Genomic DNA, 16511 nt, shown 5'->3' on the forward strand with positions numbered 1-16511 from the left:
GAGTTTGGAAAGGGGATTATAGAGAAATGGAACTCCAGTTTCAAAATGTATATCAACAGGTGGAGAATTGGTATGTGTTGGATTCGGAGCTTCCTTGGGATGTCAAAAAGTTAAGAAATGATTTGTTTTCTCTTATTGAAGTAAGTGCAACACCAGTTGTTTTTTGTGATACGTGTGATGCGAATACTGTACTTTTATCATTAGGAGAAGAAGAAGAGGAGTTTTTATTCCCGGTAGGTGGTTTTTATCATAAAGAAAAACAATTAATTTTCATTTGTATGTGGGAAGAGTATGAACAAGTGCTCAAAACGCTACTGCATGAATTCAGGCATGCGATGCAGCATAAGGACGATGTACTATATGTTGGAAATGAACTATACGAAGAAAGATGGATTGAGAAAGATGCGAGGCATTTCGCGGAGAGGAAGCTAGATGAATATAAAAATAGAAAGTTAATCTGAAGCATAGTGGAGAAAAAACACTGTGCTTTTATTTGTTGCTAATGAAAAATAAGTAGTTGACCTTTATCAAGTTTAGTTCTAAACTAATAGTATAAAATGAGCGAGGTGATGGAATGAAAGCAGAAGATAGACTAGGATTACTATTATGGTTTCGTTTATCACGTTTTTATAATAAAAGTATTCGTGAGACGAATCAGCATTTGAAAGAATGGAATGTATCTGCCGCTCAGTTTGATGTACTAGCTCAAGTTGGAGGACATGATCGTTTAACACAACAAGAGCTTGGAAATAAGCTATTTGTTACGAAAGGAAATGTCACGCAGCTTTTAAATAAAATGGAGCAGCTGGAGTGGATTCATCGCGAACAAGAAGGTACTACGAAATATATTTCGCTAACAGAAAAGGGACGAGCTTTATACGGGGAAATCGTACCGCCTCAAGAAACGTTCCAAGCGGAGCAGTTTCAAAATTTGAATATAGAAGAACAAAATCAATTACTACAATTACTAAAAAAATTACAGTGAGAAAAATTTCAAAACAAATCTCGATTTCGAGATAATATGAGGTGAAGGATATGTTTAGAAAAATTGATCATAAAAATATGGGCAGAGCAAATCACGGTTGGTTAAATACACATTTTCATTTTTCCTTTGCTAATTACTATAATCAAAATAACATGAACTTTGGAGCATTACGTGTTATTAATGATGATCTAGTAGCGGTGCAAACTGGTTTTGATATGCATCCGCACCGTGATATGGAGATTATTTCTTACGTTGTAGATGGTGCTTTAACACATGAAGATAGCATGGGAAACCGCGGAACAATTGAGCGTGGACATGTTCAATATATGAGTGCTGGTACAGGTGTATTTCATAGTGAGCATAATTTAGGAAATGAAACACTACGTTTATTACAAATTTGGATTCTACCAGATCGTGCGGATCATAAACCAAACTATGGTGAGTTTAAATTTGATTGGAGCAAGCGTGAAAATGAATGGTTTCACATGGTATCGCCATTAGAAGGAGATGCACCAATTCAAATTCACCAAGATGCGAATATATACTCTTTATCATTAGAAGCTGGAAAAGAAATTCATTTTCCTGTGAAAGAAGGCCGTCAATTGTATCTTGTGCAAATTGAAGGAAGTAGTGTAATAAATGGTGAAACACTTGTTATGCGTGATGCGGCAGAAGCAGTAGAAGAAGATATTCATATTCAAGCGAAAGAGCAATCACACTATTTAGCAATTGAATTGAAAAAACAATAAAACGTTTATGGAAAAGAGGCCCCCGATAGGGAGACCTCTTTTTTTGATTGGAATTATCAGAAAACACTTTCTCAAATTTCAGAGAGAGGTATTAACTGGAAAAACAAGAATTGTATAAAAGTGTCAAAAATCTTTATGGGAATGGGGAATGTTATAGTGAAAAAGCAAGTCATTTCATCAGCATTAGCGTTAACTGTTATCGCCGGGGGATTTGGAACATTTGGAGCAACGACAACGAAAGCGGAAGAACAAAAAATTCAATATCATCAAGAATTTAAAACACCTGCATACATAGGTGAAGAATGGAAAGCACCGGAAGGACTAGATAAAAAAGAGACGGTCTTTCAATATTTAGAGAGTAAGAAGGATATGTTTAAATTAGCAGGAAACATTGACAAGCACTTCAATATCGTTGGGGAAGAAAAAGATGCTGAATCTGGTACGACACATGTGAAGTTAGTTGAGAAACATAATAATATTCCTGTGTATGGTTCAGACCAAACTGTTACGCTAGATAAAGAGAATAATGTAAAAGCATTCTTCGGACAAGTTATTCCGAATTTAGAGGATAAAAATATTCCTACCTTTGCAAGTATTAGTGCGGAGCAAGCAGAAACGATTGCAAAGGCTGATATAGAGAAAGAAATTGGTCAAGTAAAGAATTATGATGGTGTGAAAAAAGATTTATTTGTGTATGAAAAAGATGGGAATTATTATCTTGCATACCTCGTTAAGGCATCGATTTCAAAACCAGCTCCAGGCTATTGGCATTACTTTGTTGATGCAACAAATGGAAATGTGATTGAGAAATATAACGCTGTAGATAACCTTACAGGATTTGGTTATGGAGTATTAGGCGCTAGACAATCATTTGAAATTGCTCAAGATGAGAAGACAGGAGCATTCAACTTATTTGATGGTAAACGAGGACAAGGTGTCCATACATTTGATGCAGAGAATATGGATGAAAACTGGTTTAATTTATTCTCACAATGGCTTGGATATACAGGAGAAGAAGTTGAAAGTAAATCTAAGTTCTTCGAAGATAAAGCGGCAGTTGATGCACATGTAAATGCAGGAAAAGTATACGATTACTATAAAAAGACATTTAATCGTAATTCCTTCGATGATAAAGGTGCAAAACTTATTTCTACTGTTCACGTAGGTACGGCTTGGAATAATGCGGCTTGGAACGGTATACAAATGATGTATGGTGATGGCGATGGTAAAACATTTATTCCATTATCAGCTGGTCTAGATGTTATCGGTCATGAATTAACACATGCTGTAACTGAACATACAGCAAACCTTGTTTATAAAAATGAATCAGGTGCGTTAAATGAATCGTTATCTGATATTATGGGTGTCATGGTTGAGAAGAAGAGCTGGGATTTAGGTGCGGACATTTATACACCTGGCAAACCTGGTGATGCACTTCGTTCTCTGAAAGATCCAGCATCTATTCCAAACCCATTAAAACCAGGTGAAGGTTACCCAGATCATTACAATAAACGTTATACTGGAACAGCTGATAATGGCGGCGTTCATATTAACAGTAGTATTAACAATAAAGCTGCATATTTAGTATCAGAGGGCGGCACGCATTACAATGTGAAAGTAACTGGAGTGGGCCGTGAAGCAACAGAGAAAATTTACTACCGTGCTCTTACAAAATATTTAACTGCAAACTCTGACTTTAAAATGATGCGTCAAGCAGCACTTCAATCAGCAGAGGACTTATATGGCAAAAATTCTACAGCTTACCAAGCTGTAACGAAAGCTTATGATGCAGTAGGCGTAAAATAATAAGAGAAAAAGACCTGACTAGGCTGTCAGGTCTTTTCTTTATCCCGTAAACGCCCGACTGATTAAAGTTTCACTTTATTTAGTCGCGAATACCTAATGCGATTTTCGCCATACGTGACATGCGTTCTTTCGACCACGGCGGATTCCAAACGACATTAACTTCTATTTCGTTTACTTCAGGTACGTTTGTTGATAATACTTTTTTAACGTCTGCTATGATTTGACCAGCCATTGGACAACCGATAGAAGTCATTGTCATCGTAATGACAGCATTATTATTTTCATCAGCTGTAACATCATACACTAATCCAAGGTTAACAATATCAACACCTAGTTCAGGGTCAATAACAGCTTCTAAATTGGCGAATAATTTATTTTCAAATGCTTCTTGTGACATAAATAGCACCTCCTACATAATAATGATATCGATTCTCATTATAACGGAAATGTATATAATGTGCAGGAAATGAGCTCAAAAAAATATCCCTCTTCAGAAGAGGGATATTTTTTTGAACATTTATTCCGTTTTAAAATGAGATACGAGTTGATCTAATTCTTTAACTGTTTGTTTCATTTGTTTTGCGGTTTCTGTCATTTCATTCATAACAATAACTTTTTGAACAGTAGATTGCGCTGTTGAGGCAGTTTCACTAGATACTTCAGTAGAAATAGAAGCAATATTATTAAGTGAAGCATTCATTTCTTCAGCGCTTGCAGCCATCTCTTCAGCAGTTGCTGATATATCTTGCATTTGAGTAGATACTTTATTTACTTGCTCAACAATTGTTGTGAAGGAAGCACCAGCTTCACGAATGACATTAATGCCTTCAAATGCTTCGGAACGACCTTGAGACATCATAGAGCTAGCAGTTTCTGTATCATTTTGAATGTGATGTAGTAAGTTGTTAATATCTGTTGCAGCTGTTTTAGATTGTTCGGCAAGTTTACGAACTTCATCAGCTACGACGGCAAATCCTTTTCCTTGCTCACCAGCACGAGCCGCTTCAATAGAAGCATTTAAAGCGAGTAAATTTGTTTGCTCAGCGATATTAGAAATGGATTGTACAGCTGTATCGATATATTTTGTGTGAGTGATTAGACGTTCGACCACATCTGATGTAGCATTTACGGCTTCGTGTATCGTTGTCATTTGTGAAACGGATTTCTGGATAACTGTACTTCCTTCGTTAGCATGTTCATATGTAGCGACAGCAAGTTCGGCTACAGATGAAGCAGATTCAGCAATGCGTTGAACGCTTACTGTCATATCGTCCATTGCAGTTGAACTTTCTTCCATACTAGAAGTTTGAGATTGAATACTTGCATTTAAGTTGGACATCGAACTTTGAATTTTTATTGTCTCCTCAAGTGATGTATTAGTCTTTTCTAGCATAATTTCAGAAGCGTTTTGTACTTCCACAGAGGTTTTTTGAACACGATTAATGATATGTTGCAAGTTTTCTAGCATTTTATTAAATGATAATGCAATCGCACCGATTTCATCATTGCTATTTACTTGTAGACGAGCTGTTAAGTCACCTTCTTGAGAGGCTAATTCTTTTAGCTTAATGTCAATCTGCTGAATTGGTTTTACAAGTCTACCAGAGAACCACCATGCAAGAATAATTGCAACGACAATACAAATAACAAGTGATAGGAAGACAACATATTCAATTTGTAGTGAAGATTGATCGATTTTTTCGATGGATTGATCACGTAACTTAGCTTGTTCATTACTGTAATTTGTGAAATCACCAATTACTTTATAGACAGTGCCATTTTCTGTAGAAGCAACTTGCAAAGCCTCTTCCCACTTTTGTTCTTTTGCAAGAGGGAAAACTTTTTCTTCAATAAATTTTCTCCAAGTGGATCCTAATTCCATTGTGTTTTTCACGGACTGAGAAATATTTGGATTAGAAAGAAGCTTATCTTTTGAATCCTCAAGACCTTTACTCATCTCATTAAACTTGTCCAATTCGACCTGATCATGTTGTAGTAAATAACCTCTTAAAGCAGATAGTTGTACTTGATAAGCGTCTCCGCGCTCTTTTAAGTCTGTTGCAAGAGGAGAAATATCTGTTTGTAGTGCTTCAGCTTTATGTGATTGATCGATAGCGAAGTATAAAATGAATGCTAAGGCGATGCCAAATAAAGCACAAATCGTTCCCATCATGAACATTAGTTTTTTTCGAATGCTAATAAAATTCATATGATAAAAAGCCTCCTTTGTGAAATCTTAGTATTAGGATTAATTAATGTAAAAAATTGAAAGAAAGCTTTACTCCAGTTGGAATAAAGCTTTCTTCTTTCCTTTAGGAATTATAGCAGACAGAATGGGAGAGAGAAAGATATATTTTAAAGTAAAAAAGAGAGATTGAAAAAATCTCTCCTTCTTATATTTATCCGTTCGTTTTGAAATGAGAAACGAGAACTTCAAGTTCTTGTACAGTCGTTTTCATTTCAGCTGATTTTTTAGCAACGACACTCATTTTGTTTACTTGATCACCAGCTGAATGTGCTGTTTGTGATGTTTCAGCAGCAACTTCATTTGAAATAGAAGCGATGTTATTTAAAGCTGCATTCATTTCTTCAGAACTTGCGGCCATCTCTTCAGCAGTTGCAGACATCTCTTGCATTTGTGTAGAGACTTTGTTGATGTGGTTAACAATTTCTGAAAATGAAGATCCAGCAGTGCGAATGACTGTAATTCCTTCAGAAGTTTCTGATTGACCTTGTGTCATCATTTCATTTGCTATTTTTGTGTCGGCTTGAATGTGATGAAGTAAATGGTTAATGTCAGTTGCTGCTAGCTGAGATTGTTCAGCAAGTTTTCTTACTTCATCGGCAACAACAGCGAATCCTTTTCCGTGTTCACCAGCACGAGCTGCTTCAATCGAAGCATTTAAAGCGAGTAAATTCGTTTGTTCTGCAATGTTGGAAATGGATTGAAGCGCAGTATCAATATGATTCGTATGTGTAATGAGTCGCTCTACCACTTGCGATGTAGCGTTAACAGCTTCATTAATTGCATGCATTTGTGTGATAGATTTCTCAATAACTTTATTCCCATCATCAGCTTTTTCTGAAGTTGTAACAGCTAAACTAGCAACAGAGGAGGCAGATTCTGCAATACGCTGAACACTCGTTGCCATATCATCCATTGCAGTTGAACTTTCTTCAATACTTGAAACTTGTGAACGAATATTGTGCTCAAGAGCATTCATAGTCTCTTTTGTTTTTGCGGTATTTTCCATAGAAGCAGTTGTTTCGATAAATACGTTTTGGGAAGCTTCTTTTACACTTGTTGATGTTTGTTGGACTTGCTTTATGATGAGCTGTAAGTTAGCAAGCATTTGATTAAAGGAATTTGCAATGTCACCAATTTCATCTTTACTCGTTACATGTAATCTAGCGGTTAAATCGCCATCTTGAGAAGCTAATTCTTTTAATTTCTCATCAATTTGTCGAATTGGTTTAACGAGTTTACCAGAGAACCACCATGCTAATAAAATAGATGTTAGTGTACATGTAATGAGTGAGAAGAAAATAATATATTGAATAAGGGATGAAGAAGACTCGACGTCAGCAATTAATGCATCACGTTTATCATTTTCTTCATTTGCATATTTATTAAAACGACTTAAAATATCATTTACATAATCTGTTTGAGCTAGAGCAATTTTAGATGCTTCGTCCCATTTACCTTCGCGAGTAAGAGGAAGGACCTCATTATCTATGACACTTCGCCATTTCGCTCCCATTAAAATGGCTTCTTTCATTCCTTCAGGGAGTTTTTTATCACTCGTTACTTGTTCTCTTGTATCAGCTAATTTCTTTCCCTCTCGGTTGAATTTATCCAATCCTTTTTGATCATGTGATAGTAAATATTCTTGTAAACCAGCAACTTGTGCCTGGAACCAGTCTCCACGTTCTTTTAAAATCGTTGCTCTTTTTGATACATCATTTTTTAACGTTTCGACTTCACTTGCTTGATTCATCGCGAATGAAAGAATAACAATAAGAGCAATGCTAAATAAGCAACAAATGCTTAAGAGTGTGAAGAGTAGTTTTTTTCGAATACTAACATATTTCATCGTTACCCCTACCTTTTTAAAACTATTTATTATGATTTAAGAATATTAATAACAAAATTAATAAAAATATTATTATGAAGTTATTAATCAGTCCAATGAAAATTATAGCAGGTAATGGAAGGAGGGGAATTGATATTAATAAATGTTCTTAAAATGTATACATTTGTATATCTAAAAATTCATAAATAAATATTAGAAAGGCTATTGTAATTTGAAATAACATCATGTATACTTCTAATTAGTTGATAACGATTATCAATATCAACCGAAACATTACTCTTCGTTATGTTGGTCATACCCCTTTTTGACGACGTAAGTCAGAGACAAAATGTTGAAATATCTTGTGTCCTATTCTACAGAATTATGGTAATCTCCAACCTCAACTTATATGCGTGAGCATGCAAAAAGGATCCTATCCGTGAAGGGATCCTTTTTTGCATGCTGTCGCAATTAATGTATATAGACCGGGTATTCGTTCTTCAATTCCTTCTGGTGCAGTAGAAGGGAAGACCCACTTTTGATGAGAACCGTGTTCTTCAACTAGTTTTTCAATTTTAAAATGTTCTTCCGCAAGTGTTGTAATAATTTCTCCTAGCGTCCAGCGACGGATGGTTGTTTTCGGTAACGATTCTTTCTGCGCTTCTGTAAGAAGAATGCTGTAAGCAACATCATCTTCAATTAATTCTTCATCGAAATAATTTCCACTTGCTTGAAATGATGGGTGGTCTACTCCTAGCAGTTTTGTATACATTGGATGATAATCGCGAAGGATAAGTGTTCCGTCCGTTTTTAGTAATTGATAGATTTTTGTAAAGAGCGGTTTTAAATCTAAAAAATAATGGAGTACACCAAGTTCTAGTAATACGATATCAAATGATTCGGAGAGTTTTACATCTAATACGTCAGAGACGATGTACTGGATAGAGACATCGGCGGCTTCTGCAAGTTCATTTGCATATTTCGCATTACTTGCTGAAATATCAACAACCGTTACGTCAGCTCCTAAAAGGGCGAGAGCAACGGCTTTATTGCCTTTTGACCCGAGTAAATTAATAATACGCTTTTCTTTTGGAGATTGTATGTAAGGTAAATAGTGATCTACTTCGCGCACGGGATCTTCCATGAGCTTTTTCGCATAATCGGCTGGCGCACCGTGGCGATTTGTCCAAGCTTCATAAGCAGCTGCATTCCAGCTCTTTTCATTCATAGCGCTTAGTTGTTTTTGATTCAATAGTATCACTCCTTTCGTGAACGTATAGGTATTCGGCGGGTGGAGGGAATTTCCTGTTTTTTTGAAATATAATTTGATTTTTCTGTTATTTAGTCGTAAAATACGTGTTATACGTAAAAGCGTTGAAAAGGAAAAGTAGGATGAAAACATTCTTTCCAGAGAGCTTCGGTAGCTGAGAAGAAGCAAGAATATTCATTTGAACAATGGCCTTTGAGCTTCGTCCTGAACTTATCAAATGATAATAGTAGGCGGCGACGAGAGTTGGTACTCGTTATCAAAACCACAGTATAAGAGCATAGAGCTCCGTACTTGTTAAGGCTAATTATGTGAGTGATTGGCGAAATAAGGTGGTACCGCGACTGTTTATACAGCCCCGCCCTTATCTTTTTTAAGATAGGGGCGGGGCTTTTTATATTGTAAAGGAGGAATGTAAGATGAGTATTTTTATTGGAGGCGCTTGGCCATATGCAAATGGTTCGTTACACCTTGGACATATTGCTAGTTTGTTACCCGGAGATATTTTAGCACGCTATTACAGGGCAAAAGGTGAGAGTGTATTGTATGTTTCGGGAAGTGATTGTAATGGAACACCGATTGCAATTCGGGCAAAACAAGAAGGTGTAACGGCGAAAGAAATTGCTAATAAGTATCATGAAGAATTCCAGCGATGTTTTCAGAATCTCGGTTTTACGTATGATTGCTATACACGTACCGATAGTGAGCACCATCATAAAACAGTTCAAAAAGTTTTTTTACGTTTATTAGAGGAAGGCCATATTTATAAAAAAACAGTGGAACAAGCATATTGCGAAACGTGTACGCAGTTTTTACCAGATCGTTACGTAGAAGGAATTTGTCCTCATTGTCATGAAGCAGCAAGAGGAGACCAATGCGATGCTTGTTCTGCTATTTTAGATCCGCTCGATTTGTTAGAAAAGAAATGTAAGTTATGTGGTAGTACGCCATCAGTACAGGAAACAGAACATTTCTATTTCGCATTGCATACATTTCAGCATCAAATTAAAGAGTCTGTAGAAAGCGCAAAGCAAAAAGGAACATGGCGTGACAATGCAATTCAGCTAACAGAAAGATATGTAAAAGAAGGATTACAAGATAGGGCAGTGTCACGAGATTTACCAATCGGGGTTCCAATTCCGGTAGCGGGATACGAAGATAAGAAAGTTTACGTATGGATTGAAGCGGTGACAGGGTATTATTCAGCGAGTAAATATTGGGCTGAAGAAACAGGAAAAGATGATCGAGAGTTTTGGGATAGAGATGCAAAAACATATTATGTACATGGGAAGGATAATATTCCATTTCACTCTATCATCTGGCCAGCGGTACTACTTGGAATAGGAGAGGAAGCAATCCCGCGCCATATCGTTTCGAATGAATATTTGACGGTAGAAAAAAGAAAGTTATCGACAAGTAAAAACTGGGCCGTATGGGTACCTGACATATTAGAACGCTATGATCCAGATTCTATTCGTTATTTTTTAACAGTTAATGCACCAGAAAATCGTGACACTGACTTTTCATGGCGTGAATTTATTTACAGTCATAATAGTGAATTGTTAGGTGCATATGGAAACTTCGTGAACCGCACATTAAAGTTTATTGAAAAATATTATGATGGTACGGTGCCGAAGGGAACTATTGATATAGAGCTGAAAGATAAAATAGAAGGATTATATAAAAATGTAGGAGAGGCGATTGAGCAAACTAAATTTAAAGTGGCGTTAGAGACAATATTTGAGGCAGTACGTTTTGCAAATAAATATTTTGATGAAAAGCAGCCGTGGAAACAAAGAGAAGATGATCCAATTTCATGTGAAGAAACGATTTTTAATTGTGTTTATCTTATCGCTAATTTTGCAAATCTCCTTGAACCATTTTTACCATTTTCAAGTGAAAGAGTTAGGACTACACTGTCGATCGTTCAGCAAACTTGGGGACCTCAAAATACGTTGCCGAGTAGAATTGATAGCGTGCAGCCATTATTTGAACGAATCGATGTAAAACAAATTGAGCGTGAGGTAGAGAAGCTGCATGGAGCGGTAAGGTGAGGTATAGAAAAAGACCTTTCAAGTAAATGAAAGGTCTTTTGTTATGCACTATGCACGCGATTACTTTTCTTTCCTTTCCTAGCAGTAAGCAGCTGAGGAGTGAAAATCCCAATCAATATAAAAATAATCCCAATCCACTGCATGAATGTTACGACTTCATTTACAAGTGTAATAGAAGCGATAATAGCAGTTGGTAATTCAGCTGCACCTAAAATAGTGCCAAATCCTATTCCGACTTTCGGTACACCGATTGAAAAACAAATGACAGGTACAACAACGCCGAATAATCCGAGGAAGAAAGCATATTTCCATAATCCAGCTTGTAAGGTACCATCCGTTAAAAAGGTTGGCGGGAAGAATAGGCATACGATAAGAGTAGCGCTTGTTGTCATGAGAAAGCTTTTCGTGTAAGGTGGAACATCTGTAGCGACGCGCCCACTTGCAAAAACATAGAATGAAAAAGAGACAGCGGCTAATAGTCCAAAGATAATCCCTTTCGTGGAAAAACTTTGTCCAAGACCTTCAAAGACACCACCTGCAAACAGCGTACCAGTAAATAAAATAATGATAGATATAACTTTCTCGCGGCTTGGAAATGTTCGATTTGCAATTGCTTCGATTACTACACCAATCCAAGTGAACTGGAAGAGTAGGACGACAGCGATAGATGCTGGTAGCTCTTCTACAGAAATAGCGTAGAAAATCCCAGTCATACTCATCGTTGTTCCGACTGTTAGTAAGGAAAAGAATTGTTTTTTTGTTACTTTATGACGTGAAAAGAAAAGAACGAGCAGAAGTAGTCCAATCCATCCGAAGACATATTGTCCTCCTAATAGTTGATGTGCTGAAAATCCGTCAATGAACCCGAGTTTGAAAATAGTTGAAAGTACGCCGTAGCTACAAGCGCCGAATAAAACGAGTAATGAATACTTAAACTTCTCCATGAAGATCCTCCTTATAAATAATAAAAAACGCCCGCTATCCAAAAAGGACAACGGGCGAACGAAACAGAGTAAGATACTCTACAAAATTCCGCCATTCATACGAAGTATGAATTTGGGGTATGAAATTAGAGTTGGTTTTTACATTGCTTTTGGGAATACAATGGAGCATTTTACACCTTGAGGTGTGTTTTGTATCCCATAAGGAAACTGATGTTTATCTAATATTTGTTTTACAATATATAACCCAAGACCACTGCCTTGTACTAAGCCATGTTTGCCAGGATTTGCGCGATAGAATGGCTCAAATAAATGGGCAAGTTTATCCTCATCGATTTGTGAACCTGTATTTAATACTTCTAATGCATAACCGTTTGGTTTTTCATAAAGCTTTATATATACATGCTGATGGTCAATTGTGTAATGAATTGCATTTGAAATAATGTTAAAAATAGCAGTTTGAATAAATTTAGGATCAGCTAAAATTTGTACATCTTGTTTAATGTTCGATTGAACATTTAATTGCTTTACAGATACAAAGTAATCTACTTTTTTCATAACATCCTCAATGATATTAGATAACGAAATGACTTCTAAATTCGGTTTAAATTGAGGGTTTTGTATTTTGGATAATTCTGACATCTTTTCCGTTAAAATGTTAATGTCTTGCATCATCTCATAGGAACGTTTTAAATATTTATCTCTATCTTTATAAGCACCGATTCCGTGAATCATGCCATCAAGTTGTCCCATAACAGCCGCAATCGGCGTTTTTAATTCATGGGATACCATAGACATAAATTCTTTACGGGATTGTTCTAACTGTTGTCCCTTCTTGAGCTCATTTCTTAAATCTTGATTGCTTTCATGTAAATTCTTCACAATATGTGGGACTTGTAAAGCAGCTACTTGCAAATTAAAATCTGTTGGATCTGTATTTTTGTTAAGTGCTTTTTTATCTGAGAAATCAAGATTCATAATATCTTTTAAAGCATCGCTCATATATTGAAAAGGTTTGGCAATTAGTTTTGCATAAATTAAAGATCCGAGCAGAGATATTGCAAGCATTGTCGCACCAATACGTGGAGCTAACTGTTGCAGTACATCTGCTAAACTTGGATTATCATGTGTATCATTTGTTTTACTTGCTGCATTTTGTTTATGTAAAGCATCGTTATTAGCGACTTGCTTTTCAGCTTCTGGAAGTGTAGTTGCTGTGCTATTTTCCCCCGAAATATTTTGGGCATGTTCTTTTGCTTTTGCAGTTTGGCTAGGCTGCAAAAGGTGATTGATAGCTGTAGAGAGTGTTTTGTAGTCTATACTAGAAGGCTGAAAATTAAAAATGTTACCCTCTGCCACAGCTTTATTTTGATTCATCTTACTTTCATCGTTTTGTTTGTCTGAATCCGCATGTTCTGTAGTCTGCGTTCCATTTTCTTTTGCAAAACGTTCTTTATCGTAGTTTGAAGCTAGAAAATAAATAATTTGATAAAGACAAAGTGATAAAAGAATACAAAATAATAAGGTTTTGATGAAAATATTTTTGGTGATGTTGTCTTTACTACGATTCGATTTTGTAGCCAATGCCTTTCACCGTTTTAATATAAGGAATTCCTAATTTTTTTCGTAAGTTTTTAATATGTGTATCTATAACTCTTACATCACCATAATGTTCATAGCCCCATACCTTATTCAACAAATCACTTCTTGATAATACTTTTCCGCGATTTTGCAGTAGAGTATATATAATTTCAAATTCTTTTGTTGTCAATTCAATTTGATTACCATGAACATAAGCTGCATATGCTGTAGAATTTAACATCAATTCATGGAATTGTAGTATAGTTGCAGTTTCTGCTTCCTTCGTTGCTGCCCTTCTTAATACAGCTTCTACACGTTTTATAAATACGGTGTAATGGAAAGGTTTCGTAATATAATCATCAATACCTAACTCAAATCCTTTAATTTCACTTTCTTTATTATGTAAGCCTGTTAACATAATGATTGGTACGTCAGACTGTCCTCGCATAATTTTACAAATACTATATCCATCTATATCTGGTAACATCACATCAAGGAGGACGAGATCGTATGAATTTTTTTGGAAAAGAAGAATACCTTCTGTTCCAGCGCCAACGACATCAACGGTAAAGTTTTGTGCCATTAGAAATTCACGAATAAGTTCTTGTATATCTGGGTTGTCTTCAATCACCAGTATATGCGTCATAGTAACACCTCCTAAATAACGCTTTTTACTGCAATATTCGAATTCATCATTTTTCGTGCTAACTCAGATTGTTTATACATATAATAAGCCCCCGCTATAAAATAATCATGAAAGTAGCAAGGGGAATTGTTTAGCGAAACTGAATATTTCAGAATTACAGTAGTTCTATTATAGTACGTATTGTAAAATTTATAAAATATTATAACTGTATAATTTTAATATCCATGTTTATAAATGTTTTAATGTTGTTTGACACACTCTATTTTCATTATATATGTAAATACAGTTGTTTTGCTACTGTAAATGAATAAATAAAATAAGCCAAGATATAAAATTCTTGGCTACACGTAAATCTTGTTCTTAGGTTATTTTACAGTGACAGTAGCTTGTTCTGGAATACGCTCAAATAACCAACGGACATCATTGTTATACATGCGAATACAGCCAAGTGTTGTCGCCTTTCCAATTGCTTGATTATTGTTAGTTCCATGAATCGCATAGGTAGTTCCGTAAGTACCTGCCATATTTAATCCAAGCCAACGATCACCAAGTGGATTACGTGGATCTCCACCTTTAATCTTTCCTGTATAGTAGGGACGATTTTTAATTTTATTTACAATCTTAAAAGTTCCTTTTGGAGTTGGGGTTGCAGCTTTTCCAGTCGCAACAGTAAAACTTTTTACAAACTTTCCATTTTGATAAAAGTCCATTTTTTTTGTGTTTGTATCCACAATAAGCTGACTGTTCGTTGATGATGCCTCAGCAGAGGTATGTGGGACTGATAATAAAACTACTGATAATAAAACACTTAATAGTAATTTTTTCATTATATTCTCCTTTTATTATTGTAGTAGTATTACATACAATGAATTTGCAATCCTCGTAATGCTTGATTTATATTCTCATCTAATGTTTCAAAGAAGGTAGTAATCTTTGCATTGTGTTTGTTGTTTTTATCAATAAGTAATCTTTCATTTAGTAAAAGCTCACCATGTAGTCCAAAACTTTGAACTTGAATATTTACTTCATCTTCAGTTTCAGAAATGATTGGTAAGAAATAGTGAAAAGCTTTCGTAGGAATAATGTAGCTTTTGCCAATCATGCTTTCTTGATTTGAATTAATCCATTTTCTTGTGACAATCTTAATATTCTTTTTTGAAACGATAAAAGACAGTGTTGTAGACTTTGTTAAATTAACGTCAAATTCATTTGTTTCACATATGTGTAAATTAAAAGCGGTTTCATTTTGATGAGATTCAACATTTGTATTAATGAAATCGTGCATTTTGTATGCTTCCATTTCTTATTCACCCTTTTTTCAATTTCGAAAAGCGACTTATATTTATTCAACTTAGTGTTTAGTCATATATTAGTTAAATTTTTCAACAAATTCCGATATAATCTTACAATACATATATGAAGCTAATATGAAGTTAGTATGAGTTTGTCATGGTTTTTTATAGAGAACAAAATAAGGGGATTTCGGAGTGTTAAAAACTGGATAAAAAATGTATATTAATGGCTCCATTCTGTATGAGATATAGTGGTTAGCTCGTTTATAAAGTGATAATGGGAATAAGTATATAAAGAACAAAAACTGTAGTGTGATCCTTACAAAAATGTAATAAAAATGTAAGCTATTGTGATAGTTATTTCGACAATTTTTTTATACAATAATAGTAAGAAGTTGTACGTGATTGAAAGGAGAGATGACATGGAATGGGTTCATGAATTATTTCAGCAGTACGGGTACTATGTTGTACTTGTTGGTTTGCTGTTAGAATATATTGCCCTTCCGTTTCCGGGAGAGCCAACATTAGCATATGCGGGATTTTTAGCACAGAAGGGTGATTTAAGCTTACCGATTTTAATTATCCTATCCTTTATTGGGACAAGTGTAGGAATGACGATTCAATACTTTTTAGGCAATAAATTAGGTATGCCTTTTATTCAAAGATATGGGAAATACGTATTTTTAACACAAAGAAAAATCGACTTAACAAGAATGTGGTTTGATAAGTATGGGTACTTCCTGATCTTTATCGGTTTCTTTATTCCTGGTGTACGCCATTTTACAGGATACTTTGCTGGGATCATTAATTTACCATTCCGTCGTTTTGCAATTACAATTTACTCAGGTGCTCTATTTTGGGTATCATTCTTCTTAATCGGTGGTTACTGGTTAGGTGGAAACTTACAGGATATCTTTGGAGTGCTAGAAGATCATATCGGTAAAATTATTTTTGGGGTTATTGTTATTGTAGCGATCACGCTAAGTGTTCGTTTCCGCAAACAGCTAAAACGAGTCTTCTTACAAAACGCAAGTTAATATGGAATCCATTCTATGTCATAATTTAGGAAGGCAGTGCAAAAGCACTGCCTTTTTTATTTTATTTTCCAGTTTGTTTT

At 35.3% G+C, this 16511-nt stretch carries 15 protein-coding genes and 1 other annotated feature; of the genes, 6 read left to right on the forward strand and 9 right to left on the reverse strand.

What is annotated here, in order from left to right; all coding sequences use genetic code 11:
- Positions 1-26: 26 nt before the first annotated feature.
- From COC96_RS24130 to nprB, 4 genes are all read left to right on the forward strand, one after another.
- Positions 27-461: a DUF3920 family protein gene (locus COC96_RS24130; RefSeq protein ID WP_098769539.1), complete on the forward strand. Its 435-nt coding sequence runs from the start codon at positions 27-29 to the stop codon at positions 459-461.
- Between the two features lie 113 nt (positions 462-574).
- Complete coding sequence (locus COC96_RS24135) at positions 575-985, forward strand: MarR family winged helix-turn-helix transcriptional regulator (protein ID WP_098268322.1); 411 nt, start codon at positions 575-577, stop codon at positions 983-985.
- 50 nt (positions 986-1035) lie between these two features.
- Positions 1036-1734: a pirin family protein gene (locus COC96_RS24140; RefSeq protein WP_098769541.1), complete on the forward strand. Its 699-nt coding sequence runs from the start codon at positions 1036-1038 to the stop codon at positions 1732-1734.
- 156 nt (positions 1735-1890) lie between these two features.
- The gene (gene nprB / locus COC96_RS24145; protein WP_141535967.1) at positions 1891-3540 is read left to right on the forward strand and encodes a neutral protease NprB; all 1650 of its coding nucleotides are present in this window, start codon (positions 1891-1893) and stop codon (positions 3538-3540) included.
- 79 nt (positions 3541-3619) lie between these two features.
- On the opposite strand, the gene COC96_RS24150 is transcribed toward nprB, so the two are convergent.
- The 4 genes from COC96_RS24150 to COC96_RS24165 form a co-directional block, all read right to left on the reverse strand.
- The gene (locus COC96_RS24150) at positions 3620-3937 is read right to left on the reverse strand and encodes a metal-sulfur cluster assembly factor (RefSeq protein ID WP_097904211.1); all 318 of its coding nucleotides are present in this window, start codon (positions 3935-3937) and stop codon (positions 3620-3622) included.
- Positions 3938-4057: 120 nt separating this feature from the next.
- Positions 4058-5749 carry a methyl-accepting chemotaxis protein gene (locus COC96_RS24155; protein WP_098268325.1) on the reverse strand — a complete coding sequence of 564 codons (1692 nt, stop codon included), beginning with the start codon at positions 5747-5749 and terminating at the stop codon, positions 4058-4060.
- A gap of 190 nt (positions 5750-5939) precedes the next feature.
- Positions 5940-7634, reverse strand: coding sequence for a methyl-accepting chemotaxis protein (locus COC96_RS24160; RefSeq protein WP_098769543.1), 1695 nt, complete (start codon positions 7632-7634; stop codon positions 5940-5942).
- A 412-nt stretch (positions 7635-8046) separates the two neighbouring features.
- Positions 8047-8865: a class I SAM-dependent methyltransferase gene (locus COC96_RS24165; protein WP_098769545.1), complete on the reverse strand. Its 819-nt coding sequence runs from the start codon at positions 8863-8865 to the stop codon at positions 8047-8049.
- 113 nt (positions 8866-8978) lie between these two features.
- Positions 8979-9249, forward strand: a binding site (T-box leader).
- A 50-nt stretch (positions 9250-9299) separates the two neighbouring features.
- Here COC96_RS24165 and metG point away from each other — a divergent pair.
- Positions 9300-10934 (forward strand): methionine--tRNA ligase, encoded by a 1635-nt coding sequence (metG, locus tag COC96_RS24170; RefSeq protein ID WP_098769547.1) that lies wholly within the window; start codon positions 9300-9302, stop codon positions 10932-10934.
- Between the two features lie 41 nt (positions 10935-10975).
- On the opposite strand, the gene COC96_RS24175 is transcribed toward metG, so the two are convergent.
- The 5 genes from COC96_RS24175 to COC96_RS24195 all read right to left on the reverse strand — a co-directional run bounded on the left by COC96_RS24175 (position 10976) and on the right by COC96_RS24195 (position 15402).
- A complete protein-coding gene (locus COC96_RS24175; protein ID WP_098268329.1) occupies positions 10976-11878 on the reverse strand; it encodes an EamA family transporter in 903 nt (300 codons plus the stop codon).
- A gap of 138 nt (positions 11879-12016) precedes the next feature.
- Positions 12017-13459, reverse strand: a complete 1443-nt coding sequence (locus COC96_RS24180; protein WP_098268330.1) for a sensor histidine kinase — start codon at positions 13457-13459, stop codon at positions 12017-12019.
- Positions 13437-14102, reverse strand: a complete 666-nt coding sequence (locus COC96_RS24185; protein WP_098268331.1) for a response regulator transcription factor — start codon at positions 14100-14102, stop codon at positions 13437-13439. Before COC96_RS24185 ends, COC96_RS24180 begins: the two co-directional genes overlap by 23 nt.
- A 365-nt stretch (positions 14103-14467) precedes the next feature.
- The gene (locus COC96_RS24190; RefSeq protein WP_098268332.1) at positions 14468-14929 is read right to left on the reverse strand and encodes a L,D-transpeptidase; all 462 of its coding nucleotides are present in this window, start codon (positions 14927-14929) and stop codon (positions 14468-14470) included.
- 29 nt (positions 14930-14958) lie between these two features.
- The gene (locus COC96_RS24195) at positions 14959-15402 is read right to left on the reverse strand and encodes a DUF3978 family protein (RefSeq protein ID WP_098268333.1); all 444 of its coding nucleotides are present in this window, start codon (positions 15400-15402) and stop codon (positions 14959-14961) included.
- A gap of 414 nt (positions 15403-15816) precedes the next feature.
- Here COC96_RS24195 and COC96_RS24200 point away from each other — a divergent pair, with 414 nt between their 5' ends.
- Positions 15817-16431, forward strand: a complete 615-nt coding sequence (locus COC96_RS24200) for a DedA family protein (RefSeq protein WP_097904220.1) — start codon at positions 15817-15819, stop codon at positions 16429-16431.
- The last annotated feature ends 80 nt before the right edge of the window (positions 16432-16511 follow it).

This window comes from Bacillus cereus (assembly GCF_002577405.1).
Classification (GTDB): domain Bacteria; phylum Bacillota; class Bacilli; order Bacillales; family Bacillaceae_G; genus Bacillus_A; species Bacillus_A cereus_AU.